Here is a 17,279-nt window from a genome sequence, read left to right on the forward strand (position 1 = left end):
CGGCTTGACCGGCGATCCATCCCCGGCGCGGACGCGCTGGGCGTGATGGATGCCCGGGTCAAGCCCGGGCATGACGGCGGTGGATCACCACCGGCACGGCGCCCGGTCACCCCGGAACGATGCTTTCGTTCAGCCTTGAATCGACCGTCCGCACGGTGTCGTCGATCGCGGCGTTGGGCATGCCGATCTGGTTCGCGATGAGCTTCACCAGCAGGTCGACCCGCTCGATGAAGGGCGCGCCGCTCGCGACCGCGCGGGCGGCCGAAGACGGCTTCAGCAGGCTCTCGGCCGCCTTGGCGTATTTCTCGAACGGCACCTGGTCCGCCGGATCGCCGCCGAGCTTCCGGACGATCGCGTCGACATGCTCGTAGATCGAGCGCGACAGCGCGAGGTCGCCATGCACCGCATCGCGGATCGAGCGCGGGTCGCCCGAGGGCGTGACGCAGCGGTAGTTGCCCGTCAGCAGCATCGACCATTTGGCGAGCGGCACGAACAGCGAATCGAACACCTTGAGCTTCACCGGCACGTCATGGCCGTCGAGCCTCAGCGCGTCGATGTCGGCCTCGAGCTCTTTCAGCAGCGCGTTGTGGGCCTCGTCCGCGAAAGTCGCGGCCTTGAAGTTGGTGGGCAGGCCGACATGCAGGACGTTCGCCGGCTCGTCCGGCGGGCGGAAGGCCTGCGGGTCCGGGGAGCAAAGCGACACCAGCCCCGGCTCGAACCGCTCCCACACCTGGGCGTTGGTGTAGGCCTCCTCGAGGTCCATGTCCGCAAGCGCCGGTATCCGCTTGAGATAAGGCAGCGGCGGCATGTTCATGATCGACAGGCAAGGCAGCTTCGCCTCGGCGATCTTGACCATGAGAACGCGGATCGTGTGGTTGGCGTATTGCGGCTCCTGCATCGCGAGGCCGACCAGATCGTAGCGCGAGACGTCGACGCTCTCGGGAGGCGTCGCGTCCAGTTTTCCCGGCAGGTCGCGCGAGAAGATCGACCGATGCTCCGGCTCGTCGCGCAGCTTGATGCGCACCTCGGTGCCGGCGCTGTTGATGAGGTCCGCGGTGCTCCGCCGGCAGACCAGGGTCACGTTGTGGCCGGCCATCAAAAGCTTCGTCGCCAGCAACGAGCCGTAAGACGCTCCGAGGATCAAAACGCTGCGCGCCATCTCATACTTTCCATAGGACTCAGGAATCGCTCACCCCTAGCCGAGGCCCCGACCCTTCACAATGAGGCATTCGGCGGTGGCGCGAGAGACTGAGCCCGCCGGCATGTCCGAAAAAGACCGCGCGTCAGGACGCGGCGCCTGTCGACAGGCTTGCGATAGGGCCGGCTCCCGCCTCCCCTCAGCCCACCCGAGCGCGGGCGCGCCATGCGTCAGGATCGCCTCGATGACGTGGGCGTTGCTCCCGCGCATGTTTTCGCTGGCGCCGCGGCCTGACGCCGGCCGTTCACGCCAGCGAAAGCTGCAACGTCACGTCGCGCGTAGAAGCCACGCCGTCTCCGTCGCCGGGCACGTTCCCTTCAGCCCGCCCTCGACCTCGGCGCTGGCGAGCAGCGCGACGTCATAGGCGTCGGCGTAGAGCGCCCTGACCTCCTCGTCGCTGACGGCGAACGGCGGCCCATCCATCAGCGTCTGGTCGTAGTCGAGCGTGACGAGCAACTGCTGCGCGCCGGCGCTGGTCGCGATGACATGAGCGGCGTAGCGGGAGCGGATCGGTTGCGGGAGAGCGATAAGGGCGGCGCGGTCCCAGACCGCGTCCACGGCGCCGAGCGTTTCGCGATCGAGCGCGAAGACGTCGCCGACGAACACGTCAATTCCGTCGGTGCGGTAGCACGACAGGTCCCCGAACCGCTCGATCTCCGGAATGACGCCAGCCTCCTGGAACAGCTGCTCCACCGCCTCCCCGACGAGCTCCACGCCGACGACGCGAAAGCCCCGGCCGCGCAGCCAACCGAGATCGAGCGACTTGCCGCAGAGCGGGGCGAACACCCGCGCGCCCGCCTTGAGCCCGATGGCCGGAAGATGCGTCAGAAGAAGCGGGTTCGGCGCCGGCTGATGAAACCCGATCGCCCCGTCCCGCCATTTGCGGCGCCAGAAGTCGTCGTCCATGGCGTGCCCCTCCGGCCGCGCCGGTCAGGCGACGCGCATGAGCGCGCGGCGCCTTTCGATAGACGAGCAGCGTGCTCCGGAAAACCTAGCCATCGTCGGCCTTCGTCACCCTTCCCCGCCCGCCATCTGCTGGAACACGCCGTCCCTGCGCACCAACACGTGGAACAGCGCCGCCGCGATGTGGAGCAGGACGAGGGCGAAGAAGCAGAAGGCGAGCGTGCGGTGGGCGTCCCAGAGCCAGGCGTGGAGTTCGCGGCTGGGGGAGACGATCGGCGGCAGGGTGAAGCCGCCCCACAGCGTGATCGGATAGTCCGCCGCCGACAGCATCGCCCAGCCGATCAGCGGCATCGAGACCATCAGCCCGTAGAAGGCGAGATGGGAGAGCTTCGCCGCGAGCTTCATCGGCTCCGGCAGGTCGGCCGGCAGCGCCGGCGCGCCTGTTGTCAGGCGCACGGCGATGCGGATGATCACCAGCACAAGCAGCGCGATCCCCAGCGGCTTGTGGATCGAGACCAGGGTCAGATGCGTCTGCGTCACCGTCGAGACCATGCCGACGCCGATGAACAGCATCGACAGGACGCCGATCGCCATCAGCCAGTGCAGCGCGCGCTGGAGGGGCGTGAAACGCGGGCGGCTCTCGGTCATGGCGGCGGCCCTCGGCTCGGAAACGATGGTCATTTCGCGGGATAATCCTTGGCTTCCGCCGAGCGGCGGTCGAAGGAGACGGCGTAGGCCGCCGAACGGGCGGCGGGGAACTGATCGTCGGACGTCCTGATCCCGGACGGCAGCACCGTCGGGTCGAAATTGACGTCGCGGCAGGGGCCGTCGGCCTCGGGCTCTATCTTCTGCGCCACCAGCTTGCCGACCTCGACCGTCTTGCGGCCAGCCGGCCAGGCCTTGCTCGGATCCGCGGTCGGATCGCCGGGTTCGGCGACGGTGACGGCGAGCGTCCAGCGCGCGGGGCCGGCGGCGATGCGCTCGGCGATCTCCTTTTCCAGGAAGTCCCGTCCGCGCTTGGGCAGATCCTCCGCGGGGACCGGAACCGGCGTCGCCTCAGGGATGAACGACCAGCGCACGGCGCGGTCCTCGCCGCCTGAGTCTGTAAAGATGAAGCTGTTCAGGCTGTTATAGCGCTCCTCGGCGTAGCTCGCCGTCCACGGCGCGGACTTGGCCCAGGCGCCGAAGGCCCCGATCTCGGGATGGGCTGCCGCGAACGCCTTCATGGCGTTCGGGTCCTTCGGCGTCTTCAGAAGCTCGTAGAACGCCTGCGGCGTCGAGACGGGGAAGACCGGCGCGCTGATCATGGCGCTGCGCCATTCCTGACCGTCGGGCGTCGAGACCTTTATGCTGAGGCCGCGCGCCCGCGCGGTGGCGTCCGGCGCGTTCGGGTCCGGCGTGCCGAAGTTGAAGCGGCCGACGACCGGGTAGCCGCCGGTCGCGAACACTCGGGCCCTGGAAAGCGCCGCCCCGGCGCCGTTTGCTTCGAACACGCCGGTGAAGCAGACGCCCTTGGCGTGGTTCCGGCGGTGGCCGGGCGCGGGGCCGCCCGGCGGCGCGAAGGCGTCCACCATCCTGTCGGGCGTCAGCCTGTCGGGCGAGAGCCAGCCTGCCGTGTAGGCGAAGGCGCCTGCGCCCCCGGCGACGACGAGGCCGATCGCAAGGAACGGCGCGAGGATGGAACGGGCTGGTTCTGCCAAGGAAATCTCCAAGCTCAATTCAGCCCGATCCGGAACGTCGCGGACTTGGCCGTCGGCGTTCCTTACGCAGGCGGCGGCGCGCCTGTTACGGCCCCCCGGCAATCGAACGTCATTGCCTCATCCTCGTTCGAGACGCGCCGCGGCTGCCGGTGGCCGGAGCGCAAAACCCCTGACATGATCCGGCACGCTGATTCACAGGGTCATTCTGGAGTTCGTCATGACGGGTCTACGCGCGCTGACGCTGGCTGCGATTCTGGCGGCGACCCCTGTCGCAGCCGAGACGCCTTCGGCGCCTCCCGCCGCGGCGCAGCCGGTCGACGCCGCTGCGACGCAGGCCACGATCCTCAAGCTCAACGCCTATGTCGCGCTGCTCAACCGCACGCTTCGCGCCTCGGAGTCGATCGCGCGTTACGAGAGCTGGGTCCGGAACATGAAATCGGGCCCGACCGGCAAGGAGAGCATCGTCTACGGGCTCTATTCTCTCTACGACGTCTCGGGGGAGATCGAGAAAGCCAAGGCCGCGATCGCGACGCCGCCCGCGATGCCCGAACTCGACGCAGCCATGCCCGACTATATCGCCGCCTATGAGGCGCTGGCGCCGATCGTCACCGAAGCCGACGGCTATTACGAGCGGCAGGACTACAAGGACGACAAGATGGCCGGCGGCAAGGCGCTGCACGCGCGCCTCGCTCCGGCGGCGGCCGCTTTCACCGCCGAACGGGCTAAGATCGACACGCTCCTCGCCGCAGAGAAGGCCAAGGCCGACCTCGCGGAGCTCGCGATGATCGAGCAGGCCGAGGGTCGCAAGGCCCGCTGGCACGTCGCCAACGTCATGATCCGGGCGCGACAGGCCGTCGGTCTGTTCCCGGACGAGAACAGGCCGGTGGTCGACATGCCGGCCTTCGAAGCCGCCGTGCTGACCTACGCCGCCGCCGTCAAGGACATGGACGCCTATGCGGCGGCGAATCCGAACTCGTTCTTCGTGTTCGAGTCGCAGCCGCGATCGTTCCTCGGCAAGCTGCGGGAGTTCCGCGACAAGCTCCAGAAGGCCAAGGGCGACGCGCGCAAGGGCGCGGGCCGGGATCTCACCTGGCTCGTCAACGACTACAACATGATGGTCTCGACCTCGGAGACCGCCACCCAGTTCGCGAAATGAGCGCCCGCGGGGCGGACGGGCCCTCGACCGCCTTTGAAAAGGCTCCGGCGCATCCCGATATTCCCGTCTCAGACGAACACAGGGAGACGGCGATGACCACCGAACGCGCGATCCTGGCCGGCGGGTGTTTCTGGGGGATGCAGGACCTGATCCGCAGGCAGCCCGGCGTGCTCTCCACCCGCGTCGGCTACACCGGCGGCGACGTGCCGAACGCCACCTACCGCAATCACGGCACGCACGCCGAGGCGATCGAGATCACCTTCGATCCGAACGTCACCAGCTTCCGCCGGATGCTCGAGTTCTTCTTCCAGATCCACGATCCGACCACGCCGAACCGCCAAGGCAACGACCGCGGCCTGAGCTACCGTTCCGCGATCTTCTATCTCGACGACGAGCAGAAGCGCGTCGCCGAGGAGACGATCGCCGACGTGAACGCCTCCGGCCTGTGGCCGGGCAAGGTGGTGACCGAGGTCGCCGCGGCGGGCCCCTTTTGGGAGGCTGAGCCCGAGCACCAGGATTATCTCGAGCGAATCCCGGACGGCTACACCTGCCACTTCATCCGCCCGAACTGGCGGCTCCCGAGCCGCGAAGAGGCGCGACGCGCAAGCTGAAGAACCGAATTAGCGCGGCGTCCGGGCGTCACGCGCCGGGGCGCTGCGATACGCTCGACCATGCGGACGAGGCCTGCCGCCGGCGCCCGCTCTCGGTCACCTCTCGCGCGTCTTCACCGCATACCGCAGCCGCACCACGCCGCCCTTCGCCTCGCATGAGGCGAGGATCAGTTCGAGGCGGTTCGCAAGCCCATCCTCGCCCGCCTCGAAGATCGCGCGCTCGCCCGTTATGCCGTTGATCGAGGGCCAGATCAGCACGACCACCTCGTCGACGAGGCCCGCCTTCAGAAAGGCGCCGTTCACGCCGCCGCCGCCCTCAAGCAGCAGCTTCCTGACGCCGAGCTCCTCCGCCAGAACCTCGAGAGCGGCGCCCAAGTCGATTTCCGGGCCGTTCGACACGACATAGGACACGCCGTCAGCCGCAAGCTCCGCGAGGTGGCTGTCGGAGACCCCGGAGGCTAGCAGCACGACGACGTGCTCGCCGCCGATATCGGCCTTGTCGAAGTGCAGCTTTCCTGCGGGATCGACGATCACGGCGTAGCCGTCGGCGTCGCGCTTCGCGAAGTTGTGGGGCGGTAGTGGCGTGTCGAACGTCGCAGGCGGATGGGGCTTCGCCTTCGACATCTCTGCGCCGGTGACGCGGCCTATGATCCAGCCATCGCCGGCGAGCTCGTCATGCGCCGCCTCGAAGGCCGCGCCCCGCGCCTTGATTTCGGCCGCAGCCCCCTCGCCGGAGCGGCCTGAACCGAGCCGCCCGTCGATTGAGGACAGCATGAGGCAGATGATTTGGGGCTTCACCGGGCGACTCCGTTCGAGGGCCGCCGGAGGATGAAGGCGGCTCAGGCGCGGAGCTAGCGCGCGACCGTCCCCAAGGCGAGCCCGGTAGCGGCTCCTGGCCCGCTCGTGCTACCCCGCCCGAATGTCACGTCTCTATGTCGTTCTCGACGTCTTCACCGACCGCCCCCTCGCCGGGAATCCGCTCGCCGTGGTGCTCGACGCCTCGGGGCTCGACACCGCGGGCATGCAGAGCATAGCCCGCGAGTTCAACGTGTCGGAAACCGTATTCCTGCTTCCGGCCGAGAACGAGCGCGCAAAAGCCCGGCTGAGGATTTTCATGCCGTCGAAGGAGTTGCCCTTCGCCGGACATCCGACGGTCGGAACTGCAGTGCTGCTCGGCCTGATGGACGCGGTGGCTGGCAAGGGACGCGAGAGCGCGTTCGAGGTCGAAGAGGCGGTCGGGGCTGTCGCATGCCGGACCCGGGCGACGGGCAAACGCTCGGGCGTCGCGACGTTCACGCTGCCCAGATTGCCGGAGCCCGCGGGGCCCCCGCCGGACGTCTTAGCCGTGGCGACGGCGCTCGGGCTCGACGCCGCCGACATCGGAATCGATTGTCACGAGATCTCCCGGTTCACTGCGGGCAATCAGTTCTGCTGCGTCCCCGTGCGCAGCCTCGACGCGCTCAGCCACGTGAAGGCGGATGAGCTCCGCTGGGCGGAGACGTTCGCGGCCGCCGGCGATCTCGGCGCTTTCATCTATACGCGCGAGACCGGCGATTCCTCCCTCACCTTCCGGGCGCGGATGCTTGAGCCCAGTATGGGGGAGGATCCGGCGACGGGGTCCGCAGTCGCAGCCTTCGCCGGCGCCATAATGGCGTTCGAGCGGCCAGGCGACGGCGAGCACGCTCTGCGGATCGGCCAAGGTTACGAGATGGGTCGGCCGAGCGTCGTGGAGCTCGAGCTGACCGTCTCCAGCGGGGCGCTAACCTCCGCCACGATCGGCGGCGCGGCGGTGGTCGTCGCCGAAGGATCGCTGTTCCTGCCATAGCGTTCGACGGGTCGCGCCGCCCGGAAGGATGTTCGCCCGCCGGGCACGGCCGCGGCGGCGCGTCTTATGCAAGGCTACCGAAGTCGTCGACGGCGCGATGTGACGTCAAATCCGACGGGCGCGCTGTGACGAAACGCCTCGTCTGATGCAGACGGCTTAGTTTTGCCGTGAATACGTCCCCCGTAAAGGTCTCGAACCTTAGGTCCTCACCTGTTCTGGCGTCGTGGGACGCGCGGGCATTTACCTTGAGCGCCCTCGACCACCGGTGTCGCCCGAGCGCCCCGTATTCGCGCCTCGGTTGTCAGCGCAACTACTGGCGGCTCGCTGACGGCGCCCTGCGGCGGCGGCTAATCTCCACCGATTCCATGCGGCTGCGACGAAGATGTACAAATAACATCTTGCATTTTTCGTCGAAACGCATCACCTGTATTTTACAGCCTAATTGAGAGAATCAAAAATGAACGAAGAGATCGATCACGTCGCCCTCACCGCCGACGTTGTAAGCGCTTATGTCAGCAACAATTCGGTAGCGACTGGCGATCTTCCGGCGCTCATCCAGTCGGTGCACGCCGCTCTGACCGGGGTGGCTACGGGCAAGGTCGAAGCGCCTGTCGAAGAATTGAAGCCGGCTGTGCCGCTGAAGAAGTCGGTGACGCCCGACTTCATCATCTGCCTGGAAGACGGCAAGAAGTTCAAGTCGCTCAAGCGTCATCTGCGCACCGCCTACGACATGACGCCGGAAGATTACCGCGCCAAGTGGGGCCTCGCCGCCGACTATCCGATGGTCGCGCCGAACTATGCTTCCGCGCGCTCGGAACTCGCCAAGAAGATGGGCCTCGGCCAGCAGCGCGCCAAGGCGGCGGTCGCCGCTCCGACGCCTGCGAAGCGCGGCCGCAAAGCCGCCGCCTGATTAAGGCTTCGCTCCAGGAAAAAAGCCCGGCGTCGAGCCGGGCTTTTTTTATTGTTTGGCCGCAGAGCCGCGGATCTGGTTCGTTCAGTCCATCGCTGACACGCGCTTTGTGTCGCGCATGCGGGCGTAGACCAGCAGCGACAGGAAGATCACGCCCGAAAGATAGTAGTAGAACCATTGCTCGTGGCCCTGGCTCTTGAACCAGAGCGCGATGGCAGGCGCCGTTCCGCCGAAGATCGACACCGTCAGCGCATATGGCAAGGCGACGCCGGTGGCGCGTATCGAGGTCGGAAAGAGCTCCGCTTTTACGACCGCGTTGATCGAGGTGTAGCCCGCTGTGAACACCCAGGCGCCGGAGATCAGCAGAAAGGCGACGAAGGGCGACTTGGTCTGGGCGAGCAGCGTCAGGATCGGAACCGTCAGCAGCGTGCCCGCGACGCCGAAGAAGATCAGCAACGGCTTGCGCCCGATCCGGTCCGACAGAGCCCCGTAGACGGGCTGGAGCACCGAGGCGAAGATCAGTGAGGCCGCGATGACATAGGTCGTGGTTATCGGCGACAGCCCGACCGTCTGCCGCACAAAGGTCTGCATGTAGGTCGTGAAGGTGTAGAACGCCGCCGTGCCTCCCGCGGTCAGCCCGATCACGATCATGATCTCACGCGGATATTTGAGCAGGCCGCGCAGCGATGTGTCCCTCGACGTCTGCACCTTTTTCGCCTCGAGGAACGCTTCGGTCTCGTACATGTTGCGACGCATGAGCATCGCGACAATCGCCAGCACCGCGCCGATCGCGAATGGGATGCGCCACCCCCAGTCGACGAGCTGCTCGTGAGTGAGGAACACCGTCTGGAGCAGCAACAGCACAAAGATCGCGGTGAGCTGGCCGCCAATCAGCGTGACGTACTGGAAGCTCGAGTAGAAGCCCCGCCGCTCGGGCGTCGCGATTTCGCTGAGATAGGTCGCGCTGGCGCCGTACTCGCCGCCGAGGCTGAGGCCTTCCACGATGCGGGCGATCGCGAGCATCACGGGCGCCACGAAGCCGATCGTGGCGTAAGTTGGCGTGCAGGCGATGATCAGAGAGCCGCAGCACATCATCAGCACTGAGATCATGAGCGATAGCCGCCGGCCGTAACGGTCGGCGATATAGCCGAACAGCCAGCCGCCGAGCGGCCTGACGATGAAGCCGGCGGCGAACAGCGTGGCTGCGTTCAGCTGCTGGACGACCGGATCGCTATTGGGGAAGAACGCCGGCGCGAAATACAGTGCGAACGCCGTGTAGGCGTAGAAGTCGTACCACTCGACGAGATTACCTATAGATCCGATGAATATCGCTTTGACGCGGGACTTAGCGTCGGTAGGGCCGGAAGTCGTGGCATCCATATCGTCGATCCAGTTTACGCGGAACTATCGACGCGCCGAGCACTTATATTGCACTGCAGCATGCCGATCGGGGACGACAAAGATGACACCACTTCAGGTCAACTGACAACTTATCGTGACCGCCCCGGAGGCGAAGCCCAATCGGACCTCGGCTCGCGCCTTCAGTTTTGCGCCGGCGATGCAACGTCCGCGTTGATCGCCGTCGGGTCCATCCAAATCACCTCCCGGATATGGGCGTCGGGATCCTCATCGCTTCGGGCGTATATGAAGCCGAAATCCTGGATCGGCGAGGGATCGGCCACGCCGCCGGCGGCGCCGGCCCTGTCGACCGTCGTGTCGACCGCCTCGCGGCTGTCCTCGGACACACAGATCAGCGCCTGCGCCGTCGTCTTCGCGTCCACGATCGCCTTCGTCGTGAACTGGCGGAACGTTTCGTGCGTCAGGAGCTGGCGTGGATGGTGTCCGAGAACACCATGCAGGAACGGCTGTGTCGTCGCAGAACCGCTCGTTCTTGCGCGCCGAGGGCCTCGTAGAAGGCGGTCGACCGCGCGAGATCGCTGACGGGCAGATTGACGAAGATCGGTTTTGACATCTGCGGGCTCCTCCCCTTCGCTTCGTTCAAGGGCAATATCGAAGCGCCGAAACCGATATCGGGAATGAGAAATTGCGGACAGCGGACCATCGAAGCCCGAATCTGGACGAGATAGACCGCCTTTTCGAACGGTTGGCCGCTTCGCCCTTCCGCAGCCGGTTCAGGCTTGGCCCGGGCGAGCGCGACTATCTGGCGAAGAAAGGGAGGTCGACCGTCTCCGACCATGCGGCGGATTTCGTCGCCCGCCGCTTGGCCCCTTCCAAGCCCCGAAACGACGGAAAGCAGACGCCATTCCGCGGGCATCCCGTCTTCATAGCCCAGCACGCGACGGCGACCTGCTGCCGGGGATGCCTCGCCAAATGGCACGGGCTGCAGCCGGGGCGGCCGCTGGAGGACTTTGAGCAGAAGCGGATTGTCGCGGCCATCATGCGCTGGCTCGAAAGCCAGCAACGCCCGCCGCCGGCGGAGCGGGAGAACTGATCCCCTGCTCGCGCCGCCGCCCCCCATCGGGTCAGTCAGTCGACCATGGTCTTGCCGCCGTCCCCGGCCTTGTCGGACTTCACCGCCTGGGACTGGTAGGCTAGCAGCCCGTCCTTCCCGATCACCGCTTTGTCGCCGGTTACGGCGGACAGACCGTAGCCGCTGGTTGTAAGGCGGAGCTCGCAGCCATTGGGACAGTCGAGTTTCATGGACTTCCCGGCCTCGATCTTGGTCTTCGGCTCGTCGACGCCGTGGTCGACCACGACTTCATGAGTCTTGTCGCTCTGGTTCGTAACGGTGACCGCAAGGGCGGGCGCCGCCGACAGCAACGCCAAAGCGACTCCCGCCGCGGTAAGTCCGGCAAAGTCTTTCGTCCTCATCCCAACCTCTCCTCGCAAGCGTTTCTCAACAGTTTTATCGATGCCGCTCGTGTAGCGCCGGCCTTCCGGCCGCAACGGGGCACGACAATTGACTTGGAAGGGCGCGCGTCGACCGCAACGGGCTCTATGATCTTGTGATATCGGCTCGCTTTTTACTGACGAAGCCGTGATCGAGCCCCCCGAGGGACGCCGCGCTCGCCGTCCGCTTTAACGGACGCATGCTATCTGCAAGGAATTATCCCCGATTTAGGTTTTTTATCACGCAATCTTCTAGGACTATTATCTCTTCATGCCCGATGGTCGGTGCGGGCAGGACTTTCCGGCGTCATTGCGCTATTGACGGCCATGCCTCGCTTTGCAGCCAATCTGACGCTGATGTTCGGCGAACGCCCGTTCCTCGACCGCTTCGCCGCCGCGGCTGAGGCGGGGTTTGGGGCCGTTGAGTTTCTCTTCCCCTATGAGCACCCGCCGGAGACGATCGCGGACCGGCTTCGCGAGAACCAGCTGACGCTTGCGCTGTTCAATGCGCCGCCAGGCGATTGGGCGGCGGGCGACCGCGGCCTGGCGTGCCTCCCCGCCCGTTCAGTCGAATTCCGGTCGAGCGTCGAACATGCGGTCACCTACGCCCGGGCGATCGGCGCGACAAAACTGCACGTTATGGCGGGAATCGCCCCGCCCGACGACAGGGCGGCGTCGAACGCCTATCGCGAGTCCCTGCGCTTCGCCTGCGACCGAGCGGGCGACGCAGATCTCGATGTGCTGATCGAGCCTCTGAACGGGCGCGACATGCCGGGCTACCATCTCGCAGACTTCAACCGCGCCGCCGATCTGATCGCAGAGCTCGCGCTCCCGAACCTGAAGCTCCAGTTCGACGTCTATCACCGGCAGATCATGCACGGCGATGTGCTCACGGGGCTGCAGACACTGGCGCCGATCATCGGCCACGTTCAGATCGCGTCCGTGCCCCGACGCGGCGAACCGAACACCGGAGAGTTGAACGACACTGCGATTTTCGACGCGCTCGACCGGCTTGGCTATAGCGGGTTCGTCGGCTGCGAATATCGCCCGGTCGGCTCGACCGAGGAAGGCCTCGGCTGGTTCGCGCTCTATCGGAACCGCGGCTGAGCCCACCGGCGCTCACATCTCCCGCCGACTCGCGCTAGAAGGCTCCCTCCACTCGTCGTCGGACGGTCCTCATGCGCTGGTCGCCGCAGCAGGACGCGGCGCTTGCAGCCGTCTCCGACTGGCTGAAGCAGCCGCGGGCCCAAATCTTCCGCCTGTTCGGCTACGCCGGAACGGGCAAGACGACGCTCGCCCGCCATCTCGCGGAAGACCTCGACGGCGACGTGGCGTTCGGCGCCTACACCGGCAAGGCCGCGCTCGTGATGCGCGGCAAGGGCTGCACCGATGCGACCACTATCCACGCGATGATCTATCGGCCGCGTGGCGGCGGCGACGAAGACGGTCCCTCCTTTGCGATCCACCGCGACGGCTCGGCTTCGAAGGCCGATCTGATCGTCATCGACGAATGCTCGATGGTGGATGAGGAGCTCGGTCGCGACCTGCTGTCATTCGGCAAGAAGGTGCTGGTGCTGGGCGATCCCGCGCAGCTGCCGCCGGTGAAGGGCGGCGGCTTCTTCACCGACGCCGAGCCGGACGCGATGCTGACCGAAGTTCACCGCCAGGCGGTCGACGATCCGATCATCCGCATGTCGCTCGCAGTCCGCGAGGGTCGGGAGCTCGACCAGGGCGCCTATGGCGAGAGCCGGGTGATCACCAAGCGCGAGATCGTCGCCGCCGACGTGACCGGGGCGGACCAGGTGCTGGTCGGCACGAACCGAACGCGGCGGCTCTACAACAGGCGGCTGCGCGAGCTCAAGGGCCTGATCGACCCGATGCCGGCCGTCGGCGACAAGCTGGTGTGCCTGCGCAACGACAAGGCCAAGGGCCTGTTCAACGGCGGCACCTGGACCGTGCAGCGGCTGAAGACCGCGGACGCCACACGCGTGAAGATGGATGTCCTGCCGGAGGACGAAAGCGCCCGCCGCTCGGTCTCGATCAGCGTTCTGAAGGCCTTCTTCGAGGGCGATCCGGAGCAGATTCCCTTCGCGCAGCGCAGGCGATCCGACGAATTCGACTACGGCTACGCGCTCACCGTCCACAAGGCCCAGGGATCGCAGTGGGACGACGTGGTTCTGTTCGACGAAAGCTACGCTTTCCGCGAGCACCGCGCGCGCTGGCTCTACACCGGGCTCACCCGGGCCGCCAAACGCGTCACGGTCGTGCGCTAGGGTCGTCACGCGACGCAGCTCAAGGAAAGCACTTCACGTCGGCCTCGGCCTGCGCGCGGCGCAGGTTCGCCACCTTGTCCCTGAGCTCGGGGCTCGAGCGGAACAATTCGGACGACTGGCCCGCGACCTTGTTCATCCGCAGCACCGTCTCTGCCTCTTCATAGTCAGCGTAGGGCAGGATGGCGGCGATGGTGTCGATCGAGCAGGAGCAGCGCTCCAGCGCCTCGCGCGTCTGCCCGTTGGCGGCCATGCAGCCGAACACATAGTCCGACTTATCGACCGTCGAGTAATCGTCGGCGACGTCGGCCGCCGACGCGCCTGCGGCCGTCAGCAGTATCGCGAGGGAGACGAGCGTCAGCCTTCCCATCACGGCTTGGATGCTCCGAGGGTCCCCGGCGAGTCTTTCAGCGTCAGCTCCTCGACCAACAGCTCCCCGCCGTCCTTCTTCGGAGTGACGGACTTCAGCGCGTAAAGGCCGCCCGGAACATCGTCAGCGAAAGTCAGCTCGTAGGTGCGATCCGCAAAATCCTTCAGCTGCGCGCGATGCTGGTCGCCGGCGAACGGCGACAGCTTGATCTTCCAGCCATCGACGGTGCGGCCGTCGTAGTCGAGCTTCACCGGCTCGGCCGAGCGGTCGTTCCGCATGGCGTCCATGATCCGGTTGCGGATGTAATAGGGACTGCCTCCAAGCACCTTCTGCATCTCCCTCACGTCCTGCTCGAGCACGGCGATCACGACCGGATTGCCGCTGCGCGCCATGTTCGCCATCGAGATCGCACGGGCGCCGGTGAACATGTCGATCGTGACGGTCTTCTCCGCCCCGGTCGGGCCGACATTGATCGTCACGTCGTCCTCGAACGACGGCTGCAGATCCTTCTCATCGGTCTTCCGCACAAAGCGATACGAGATCGTCGACCCGTCCGCGGCCTTCGAGAGATAAGGCGCCTCGAAGATCAGATCGACCGCCGTCGGCGCCGCGCTCGCTGGAGACAGCGTCAGAGCGAGGCAAGCCGCGACGGCGGCTCCGCGCAAGCGGAGATGGATTTGGGACATGACGAACGCCTTCCTCGACGAAGCGGGGCTCTTGCTCTCCTGGCCGGGCTTGCGACGGCGGGAAGACGACCCCTTCTCAGATTGTTATTATGCATCCAACGAGTATGCGTCGCCAAGATGGCCGCGCGCGCGCGGCGCTCACCTTGGCGCGAACATGAAGCCCCTGCCGCGGACGGTGACGATCAGCCGGCCTCCATCCGCGAGCGCCTCCCCGAGCTTGTGCCGGAGATAACCGATATAGACGTCGACGACGTTGAGCGACGCCCCACCATGGCCCGCCCATAGCGCGGCGAAGATTTCCGCGCGGCTGAGCGGCTCGCCGGCGTGGCGCATCAGAAGCGCCAGCAGGTCGACCTCCCGCTCGGTCAGGCGGGTCGATCCGTCGACGGTCGAGACCGTGCGGGTCTCGAGGTCGAGGTCGAGCGGCGATACGACGAGGTGGCGCTGATCGACTTCGCTGTTCTCCCGCCGCAGTTCTTGAACGCGGACGCGCGCGAGCAACTCCTCGAAGTCGAACGGCTTGACGAGATAGTCGTCGGCGCCGGCGAGCAGGCCTTCCGTGCGGTCGGTCACGCTCGACTTGGCCGAAAGCATGATGATCGGCGCGGTCTGGCCGGCGGCCCTGAGCGCTTTGCAGACGTCGATCCCCGAGCGGCCGGGCAGCATGACGTCGAGGATGATCGCGCGGAGCGGCTTGCCCGTCGCGGCGACCAGCGCGGAATCGCCGTCGCCCACCAGCTCGACCTCGTAGCTCTCCGCCGCGAACCCCCTGCGCAGCACCGAACCGATGTCGGCGTCGTCTTCCACGATGAGGATCGTCATCAACCAGCTCCGATGGCGAGGCGCGGCGACGGCGCCGGCAGTCTTATGGTCACGGTGGTCCCCGAGCGACGTCCGGGCGCCGCCGTGCGGCTTTCGATGTCGATCACGCCGCCGTGGCGCTCGACGATCCAGCGGGCCAGGGCGAGGCCGATGCCGAAGCCGCCCTCCCCCTCCTTCCGGACCCCGCCGCGGTAGAATCGCTCGAACACCCGTGGCAGGTCGACTTCGGCGATGCCGTCGCCGTCGTCGGCGACCGTGATGGCGCAATGTCCGTCGGGCTCGGCCCAGACCCCGAAGCGGATGGCGCCGCCCGCAGGCGAGTGCCGCAGCGCGTTCGCGACGAGCCCTTCGATCACCTGCCGCAGCCAGTCGGAGTCCGCCTCGGCGACAATATCGGGGTCAGCCGACTCCACGGACAAAGAGACCTGGCGCGCCTGCGCGGCGCTGGCCGCGCCTTCGCGCACGGTTTCGACGATCTGGGCGAGCGACACCGGCGCGAAGTTCAGCTCGAGCTGGCCGCTTTCGGAGCGCGCCACCCGCAGCAGATCCTCGACCCGGCGATGCAGCGCGCGGGCGCGGACGCGGATGGTGGCGAGGGCCGATTTCAGATCCTCCATCCCGGGCCTCCCGCGCAGCGTCACGTCGACCTCACCGAGGATGACCGTGAGCGGCGTCCGCAGCTCATGGCTGACGTCCGTGAAGAACCGGCGGCGCGCGCGGTCGGTGTCCGAGAGACGCTCGTTGGCGTTGCGGAGCTCGGCGGTGCGCGCGTCGACGATCTCCTGCAGCCGCAGCTGGGCCGCGAGCAGCCGCGATTCCCGGCGGGATAGCGACAGCGCCATCCGGTTGAACCGGGTCATCAGCAGGCTGAGCTCGTCGTGGCCCTTCACCGCGAGGCGGATGTCGGTGCGGCCGCGCGCGATGTCCGCGGCGGCTCCGGCGACCTGCGAGACCTGTGAGAGAATCGGGCTCGCGATCGCCCTGTAGAGCAGCAGCGCGATCAACGCCGCGACTGCAACCGCAATCACGGAAAAGGGCGTAAGCCGCTCACGCAGCGCAGCCATCGCCGCTTCGGCCTCACGCGCGGCGGTGCGCTCCTCCTCGATCGCCTGACCGAGCGCGGGACTGAAGCCGCTTGCGAACATGTCGAGCGCGACCTTGACCCGTTCGGCGCCGTCGGCCTGTCCGGCCCGGGCGTCCTTGATCGATTGCATGGTCTGACGGTCGAGAAACTCGAAGCGGGCCCGCATGAAGGCGAAGACACGACTGCGCGCGGCGATCAGGGTCGCGCTCTGCTCGTCGGTGCGACGCGCCACCTCCTTGGAGACTTCGTCGTTCAGCCTCTCGAAGCTCTCCTGGACCCTCTTGCGCGGCAGCGACAGCCGGTCGGACTGCAGCTCACGCGTTTCGGTGGTCTGAAGCGCGACCAGCGCATAGTCGCCGACGCGGCTCGATATGCTCGAAAGCAGTTCGAGTCTGCGCTGCGCCGAAGACAGTTCGCTGACATGCTCCTCGGCGCGCGAGAACGTCCACGCCACGGCGAGCGCAGCGGCGGCGGTCGTAAGCACGACGGCAGCGACCAGGATCGCGAGCCGCAGCCTCAGGGAACGAAGCGGACGACGGCGCATCTGGCGCACCTCCGGACTGCCAGAGAGGCCGGACACGACCCCACAGACTGGGCCATCGAGCGGCGCGCGGAGCCGGGCCCGCCGGCCCCGCGTGCATCGGTCACTTCTTCAGCGCCTTTTTCGCGTCGGCGACGGCGTCGAGGCATTCGTCGTATTCTTTCTCGCCTTTCTCGCGCTGCGCCACGCGCAGCGCAGTCTTCAGCGCGTCGACGATCGCCGGCGGGTGTTGCGCCGCCATCTCGGTCTTGATCATGGCGATGCCGGCGTCACAGTCCTTGGAGTCGTCGGCGCGCGCGGCGCCGATTCCGACCGCCAGCACCGCAGCGGCGAACAGAAGCGATCTCGTCATC

General features: G+C 66.8%; 21 protein-coding genes. 7 read left to right on the forward strand and 14 right to left on the reverse strand.

The window, feature by feature from the left end; all coding sequences use genetic code 11:
* Positions 1-106: 106 nt before the first annotated feature.
* The 4 genes from PKE75_RS13940 to PKE75_RS13955 form a co-directional block, all read right to left on the reverse strand.
* A complete protein-coding gene (locus PKE75_RS13940; protein WP_271169348.1) occupies positions 107-1,159 on the reverse strand; it encodes a ketopantoate reductase family protein in 1,053 nt (350 codons plus the stop codon).
* A gap of 306 nt (positions 1,160-1,465) precedes the next feature.
* Positions 1,466-2,104 (reverse strand): thiopurine S-methyltransferase, encoded by a 639-nt coding sequence (gene tmpT / locus PKE75_RS13945; protein WP_271169349.1) that lies wholly within the window; start codon positions 2,102-2,104, stop codon positions 1,466-1,468.
* A 105-nt stretch (positions 2,105-2,209) separates the two neighbouring features.
* A complete protein-coding gene (locus tag PKE75_RS13950) occupies positions 2,210-2,749 on the reverse strand; it encodes a cytochrome b (protein WP_271169421.1) in 540 nt (179 codons plus the stop codon).
* 29 nt (positions 2,750-2,778) lie between these two features.
* Positions 2,779-3,801 carry a catalase family peroxidase gene (locus tag PKE75_RS13955; RefSeq protein ID WP_271169350.1) on the reverse strand — a complete coding sequence of 341 codons (1,023 nt, stop codon included), beginning with the start codon at positions 3,799-3,801 and terminating at the stop codon, positions 2,779-2,781.
* Positions 3,802-4,018: 217 nt separating this feature from the next.
* Between PKE75_RS13955 and PKE75_RS13960 the strand changes: the two genes are divergently transcribed.
* The gene (locus tag PKE75_RS13960) at positions 4,019-4,957 is read left to right on the forward strand and encodes a YiiG family protein (RefSeq protein WP_271169351.1); all 939 of its coding nucleotides are present in this window, start codon (positions 4,019-4,021) and stop codon (positions 4,955-4,957) included.
* Between the two features lie 92 nt (positions 4,958-5,049).
* Positions 5,050-5,568: a peptide-methionine (S)-S-oxide reductase MsrA gene (gene msrA, locus PKE75_RS13965; RefSeq protein ID WP_271169352.1), complete on the forward strand. Its 519-nt coding sequence runs from the start codon at positions 5,050-5,052 to the stop codon at positions 5,566-5,568.
* Positions 5,569-5,664: 96 nt separating this feature from the next.
* Here the strand turns inward: msrA and PKE75_RS13970 are convergent, their stop codons facing one another.
* Positions 5,665-6,366: a RibD family protein gene (locus PKE75_RS13970; protein WP_271169353.1), complete on the reverse strand. Its 702-nt coding sequence runs from the start codon at positions 6,364-6,366 to the stop codon at positions 5,665-5,667.
* 121 nt (positions 6,367-6,487) lie between these two features.
* Here PKE75_RS13970 and PKE75_RS13975 point away from each other — a divergent pair, with 121 nt between their 5' ends.
* Together PKE75_RS13975 and PKE75_RS13980 are read left to right on the forward strand one after the other, a co-directional pair.
* The gene (locus tag PKE75_RS13975) at positions 6,488-7,393 is read left to right on the forward strand and encodes a PhzF family phenazine biosynthesis protein (RefSeq protein WP_271169354.1); all 906 of its coding nucleotides are present in this window, start codon (positions 6,488-6,490) and stop codon (positions 7,391-7,393) included.
* A gap of 457 nt (positions 7,394-7,850) precedes the next feature.
* Positions 7,851-8,303 (forward strand): Ros/MucR family transcriptional regulator, encoded by a 453-nt coding sequence (locus PKE75_RS13980; protein WP_271169355.1) that lies wholly within the window; start codon positions 7,851-7,853, stop codon positions 8,301-8,303.
* Positions 8,304-8,387: 84 nt separating this feature from the next.
* Here the strand turns inward: PKE75_RS13980 and PKE75_RS13985 are convergent, their stop codons facing one another.
* The 3 genes from PKE75_RS13985 to PKE75_RS17830 all read right to left on the reverse strand — a co-directional run bounded on the left by PKE75_RS13985 (position 8,388) and on the right by PKE75_RS17830 (position 10,275).
* A complete protein-coding gene (locus PKE75_RS13985; RefSeq protein WP_271169356.1) occupies positions 8,388-9,683 on the reverse strand; it encodes an MFS transporter in 1,296 nt (431 codons plus the stop codon).
* Positions 9,684-9,844: 161 nt separating this feature from the next.
* Positions 9,845-10,084 (reverse strand): VOC family protein, encoded by a 240-nt coding sequence (locus PKE75_RS17825; RefSeq protein ID WP_309298814.1) that lies wholly within the window; start codon positions 10,082-10,084, stop codon positions 9,845-9,847.
* Positions 10,085-10,122: 38 nt separating this feature from the next.
* Entirely contained in the window at positions 10,123-10,275 is a 153-nt protein-coding gene (locus PKE75_RS17830) for a VOC family protein (RefSeq protein ID WP_309298815.1), read from the reverse strand.
* A gap of 132 nt (positions 10,276-10,407) precedes the next feature.
* Here PKE75_RS17830 and PKE75_RS13995 point away from each other — a divergent pair, with 132 nt between their 5' ends.
* Positions 10,408-10,755, forward strand: a complete 348-nt coding sequence (locus PKE75_RS13995; protein ID WP_271169357.1) for a DUF4186 domain-containing protein — start codon at positions 10,408-10,410, stop codon at positions 10,753-10,755.
* A gap of 35 nt (positions 10,756-10,790) precedes the next feature.
* Here the strand turns inward: PKE75_RS13995 and PKE75_RS14000 are convergent, their stop codons facing one another.
* Entirely contained in the window at positions 10,791-11,135 is a 345-nt protein-coding gene (locus PKE75_RS14000) for a hypothetical protein (protein ID WP_271169358.1), read from the reverse strand.
* Positions 11,136-11,480: 345 nt separating this feature from the next.
* On the opposite strand from PKE75_RS14000, the gene otnI reads away from it, so the two are divergent.
* Together otnI and PKE75_RS14010 are read left to right on the forward strand one after the other, a co-directional pair.
* Positions 11,481-12,260: a 2-oxo-tetronate isomerase gene (otnI, locus tag PKE75_RS14005; RefSeq protein WP_271169359.1), complete on the forward strand. Its 780-nt coding sequence runs from the start codon at positions 11,481-11,483 to the stop codon at positions 12,258-12,260.
* A gap of 71 nt (positions 12,261-12,331) precedes the next feature.
* Positions 12,332-13,426, forward strand: coding sequence for an ATP-dependent DNA helicase (locus PKE75_RS14010; protein ID WP_271169360.1), 1,095 nt, complete (start codon positions 12,332-12,334; stop codon positions 13,424-13,426).
* A 19-nt stretch (positions 13,427-13,445) separates the two neighbouring features.
* On the opposite strand, the gene PKE75_RS14015 is transcribed toward PKE75_RS14010, so the two are convergent.
* From PKE75_RS14015 to PKE75_RS14035, 5 genes are all read right to left on the reverse strand, one after another.
* Positions 13,446-13,793: a hypothetical protein gene (locus PKE75_RS14015; protein ID WP_428979144.1), complete on the reverse strand. Its 348-nt coding sequence runs from the start codon at positions 13,791-13,793 to the stop codon at positions 13,446-13,448.
* On the reverse strand, positions 13,793-14,479 hold the full coding sequence (locus tag PKE75_RS14020) for a hypothetical protein (RefSeq protein ID WP_271169362.1): 687 nt from the start codon (positions 14,477-14,479) through the stop codon (positions 13,793-13,795). The genes PKE75_RS14015 and PKE75_RS14020 overlap by 1 nt, the downstream gene beginning before the upstream one ends.
* A 138-nt stretch (positions 14,480-14,617) precedes the next feature.
* Positions 14,618-15,301, reverse strand: coding sequence for a response regulator transcription factor (locus tag PKE75_RS14025; RefSeq protein WP_271169363.1), 684 nt, complete (start codon positions 15,299-15,301; stop codon positions 14,618-14,620).
* A complete protein-coding gene (locus PKE75_RS14030; RefSeq protein ID WP_271169364.1) occupies positions 15,301-16,929 on the reverse strand; it encodes a sensor histidine kinase in 1,629 nt (542 codons plus the stop codon). The genes PKE75_RS14025 and PKE75_RS14030 overlap by 1 nt, the downstream gene beginning before the upstream one ends.
* A gap of 100 nt (positions 16,930-17,029) precedes the next feature.
* The gene (locus PKE75_RS14035; RefSeq protein WP_271169365.1) at positions 17,030-17,278 is read right to left on the reverse strand and encodes a histidine kinase; all 249 of its coding nucleotides are present in this window, start codon (positions 17,276-17,278) and stop codon (positions 17,030-17,032) included.
* Position 17,279 lies beyond the last annotated feature (1 nt).

The organism is Hansschlegelia plantiphila, from assembly GCF_027922265.1.
Taxonomy (GTDB): Bacteria; Pseudomonadota; Alphaproteobacteria; order Rhizobiales; family Methylopilaceae; genus Methylopila; species Methylopila plantiphila.

What these genes read in the sequence shown, in the direction of transcription:
- PKE75_RS13940 (WP_271169348.1), bottom strand. Translation starts at nt 1,159, where the DNA reads ATGGCGCGCAGCGTTTTGATCCTCGGAGCGTCTTACGGCTCGTTGCTG.
- tmpT (WP_271169349.1), bottom strand. Translation starts at nt 2,104, where the DNA reads ATGGACGACGACTTCTGGCGCCGCAAATGGCGGGACGGGGCGATCGGG.
- PKE75_RS13950 (WP_271169421.1), bottom strand. Translation starts at nt 2,749, where the DNA reads ATGACCGAGAGCCGCCCGCGTTTCACGCCCCTCCAGCGCGCGCTGCAC.
- PKE75_RS13960 (WP_271169351.1), top strand. Translation starts at nt 4,019, where the DNA reads ATGACGGGTCTACGCGCGCTGACGCTGGCTGCGATTCTGGCGGCGACC.
- msrA (WP_271169352.1), top strand. Translation starts at nt 5,050, where the DNA reads ATGACCACCGAACGCGCGATCCTGGCCGGCGGGTGTTTCTGGGGGATG.
- PKE75_RS13975 (WP_271169354.1), top strand. Translation starts at nt 6,488, where the DNA reads ATGTCACGTCTCTATGTCGTTCTCGACGTCTTCACCGACCGCCCCCTC.
- PKE75_RS13980 (WP_271169355.1), top strand. Translation starts at nt 7,851, where the DNA reads ATGAACGAAGAGATCGATCACGTCGCCCTCACCGCCGACGTTGTAAGC.
- PKE75_RS13985 (WP_271169356.1), bottom strand. Translation starts at nt 9,683, where the DNA reads ATGGATGCCACGACTTCCGGCCCTACCGACGCTAAGTCCCGCGTCAAA.
- PKE75_RS17830 (WP_309298815.1), bottom strand. Translation starts at nt 10,275, where the DNA reads ATGTCAAAACCGATCTTCGTCAATCTGCCCGTCAGCGATCTCGCGCGG.
- PKE75_RS14000 (WP_271169358.1), bottom strand. Translation starts at nt 11,135, where the DNA reads ATGAGGACGAAAGACTTTGCCGGACTTACCGCGGCGGGAGTCGCTTTG.
- otnI (WP_271169359.1), top strand. Translation starts at nt 11,481, where the DNA reads ATGCCTCGCTTTGCAGCCAATCTGACGCTGATGTTCGGCGAACGCCCG.
- PKE75_RS14010 (WP_271169360.1), top strand. Translation starts at nt 12,332, where the DNA reads ATGCGCTGGTCGCCGCAGCAGGACGCGGCGCTTGCAGCCGTCTCCGAC.
- PKE75_RS14015 (WP_428979144.1), bottom strand. Translation starts at nt 13,793, where the DNA reads ATGGGAAGGCTGACGCTCGTCTCCCTCGCGATACTGCTGACGGCCGCA.
- PKE75_RS14020 (WP_271169362.1), bottom strand. Translation starts at nt 14,479, where the DNA reads ATGTCCCAAATCCATCTCCGCTTGCGCGGAGCCGCCGTCGCGGCTTGC.
- PKE75_RS14025 (WP_271169363.1), bottom strand. Translation starts at nt 15,301, where the DNA reads ATGACGATCCTCATCGTGGAAGACGACGCCGACATCGGTTCGGTGCTG.
- PKE75_RS14030 (WP_271169364.1), bottom strand. Translation starts at nt 16,929, where the DNA reads ATGCGCCGTCGTCCGCTTCGTTCCCTGAGGCTGCGGCTCGCGATCCTG.
- PKE75_RS14035 (WP_271169365.1), bottom strand. Translation starts at nt 17,278, where the DNA reads ATGACGAGATCGCTTCTGTTCGCCGCTGCGGTGCTGGCGGTCGGAATC.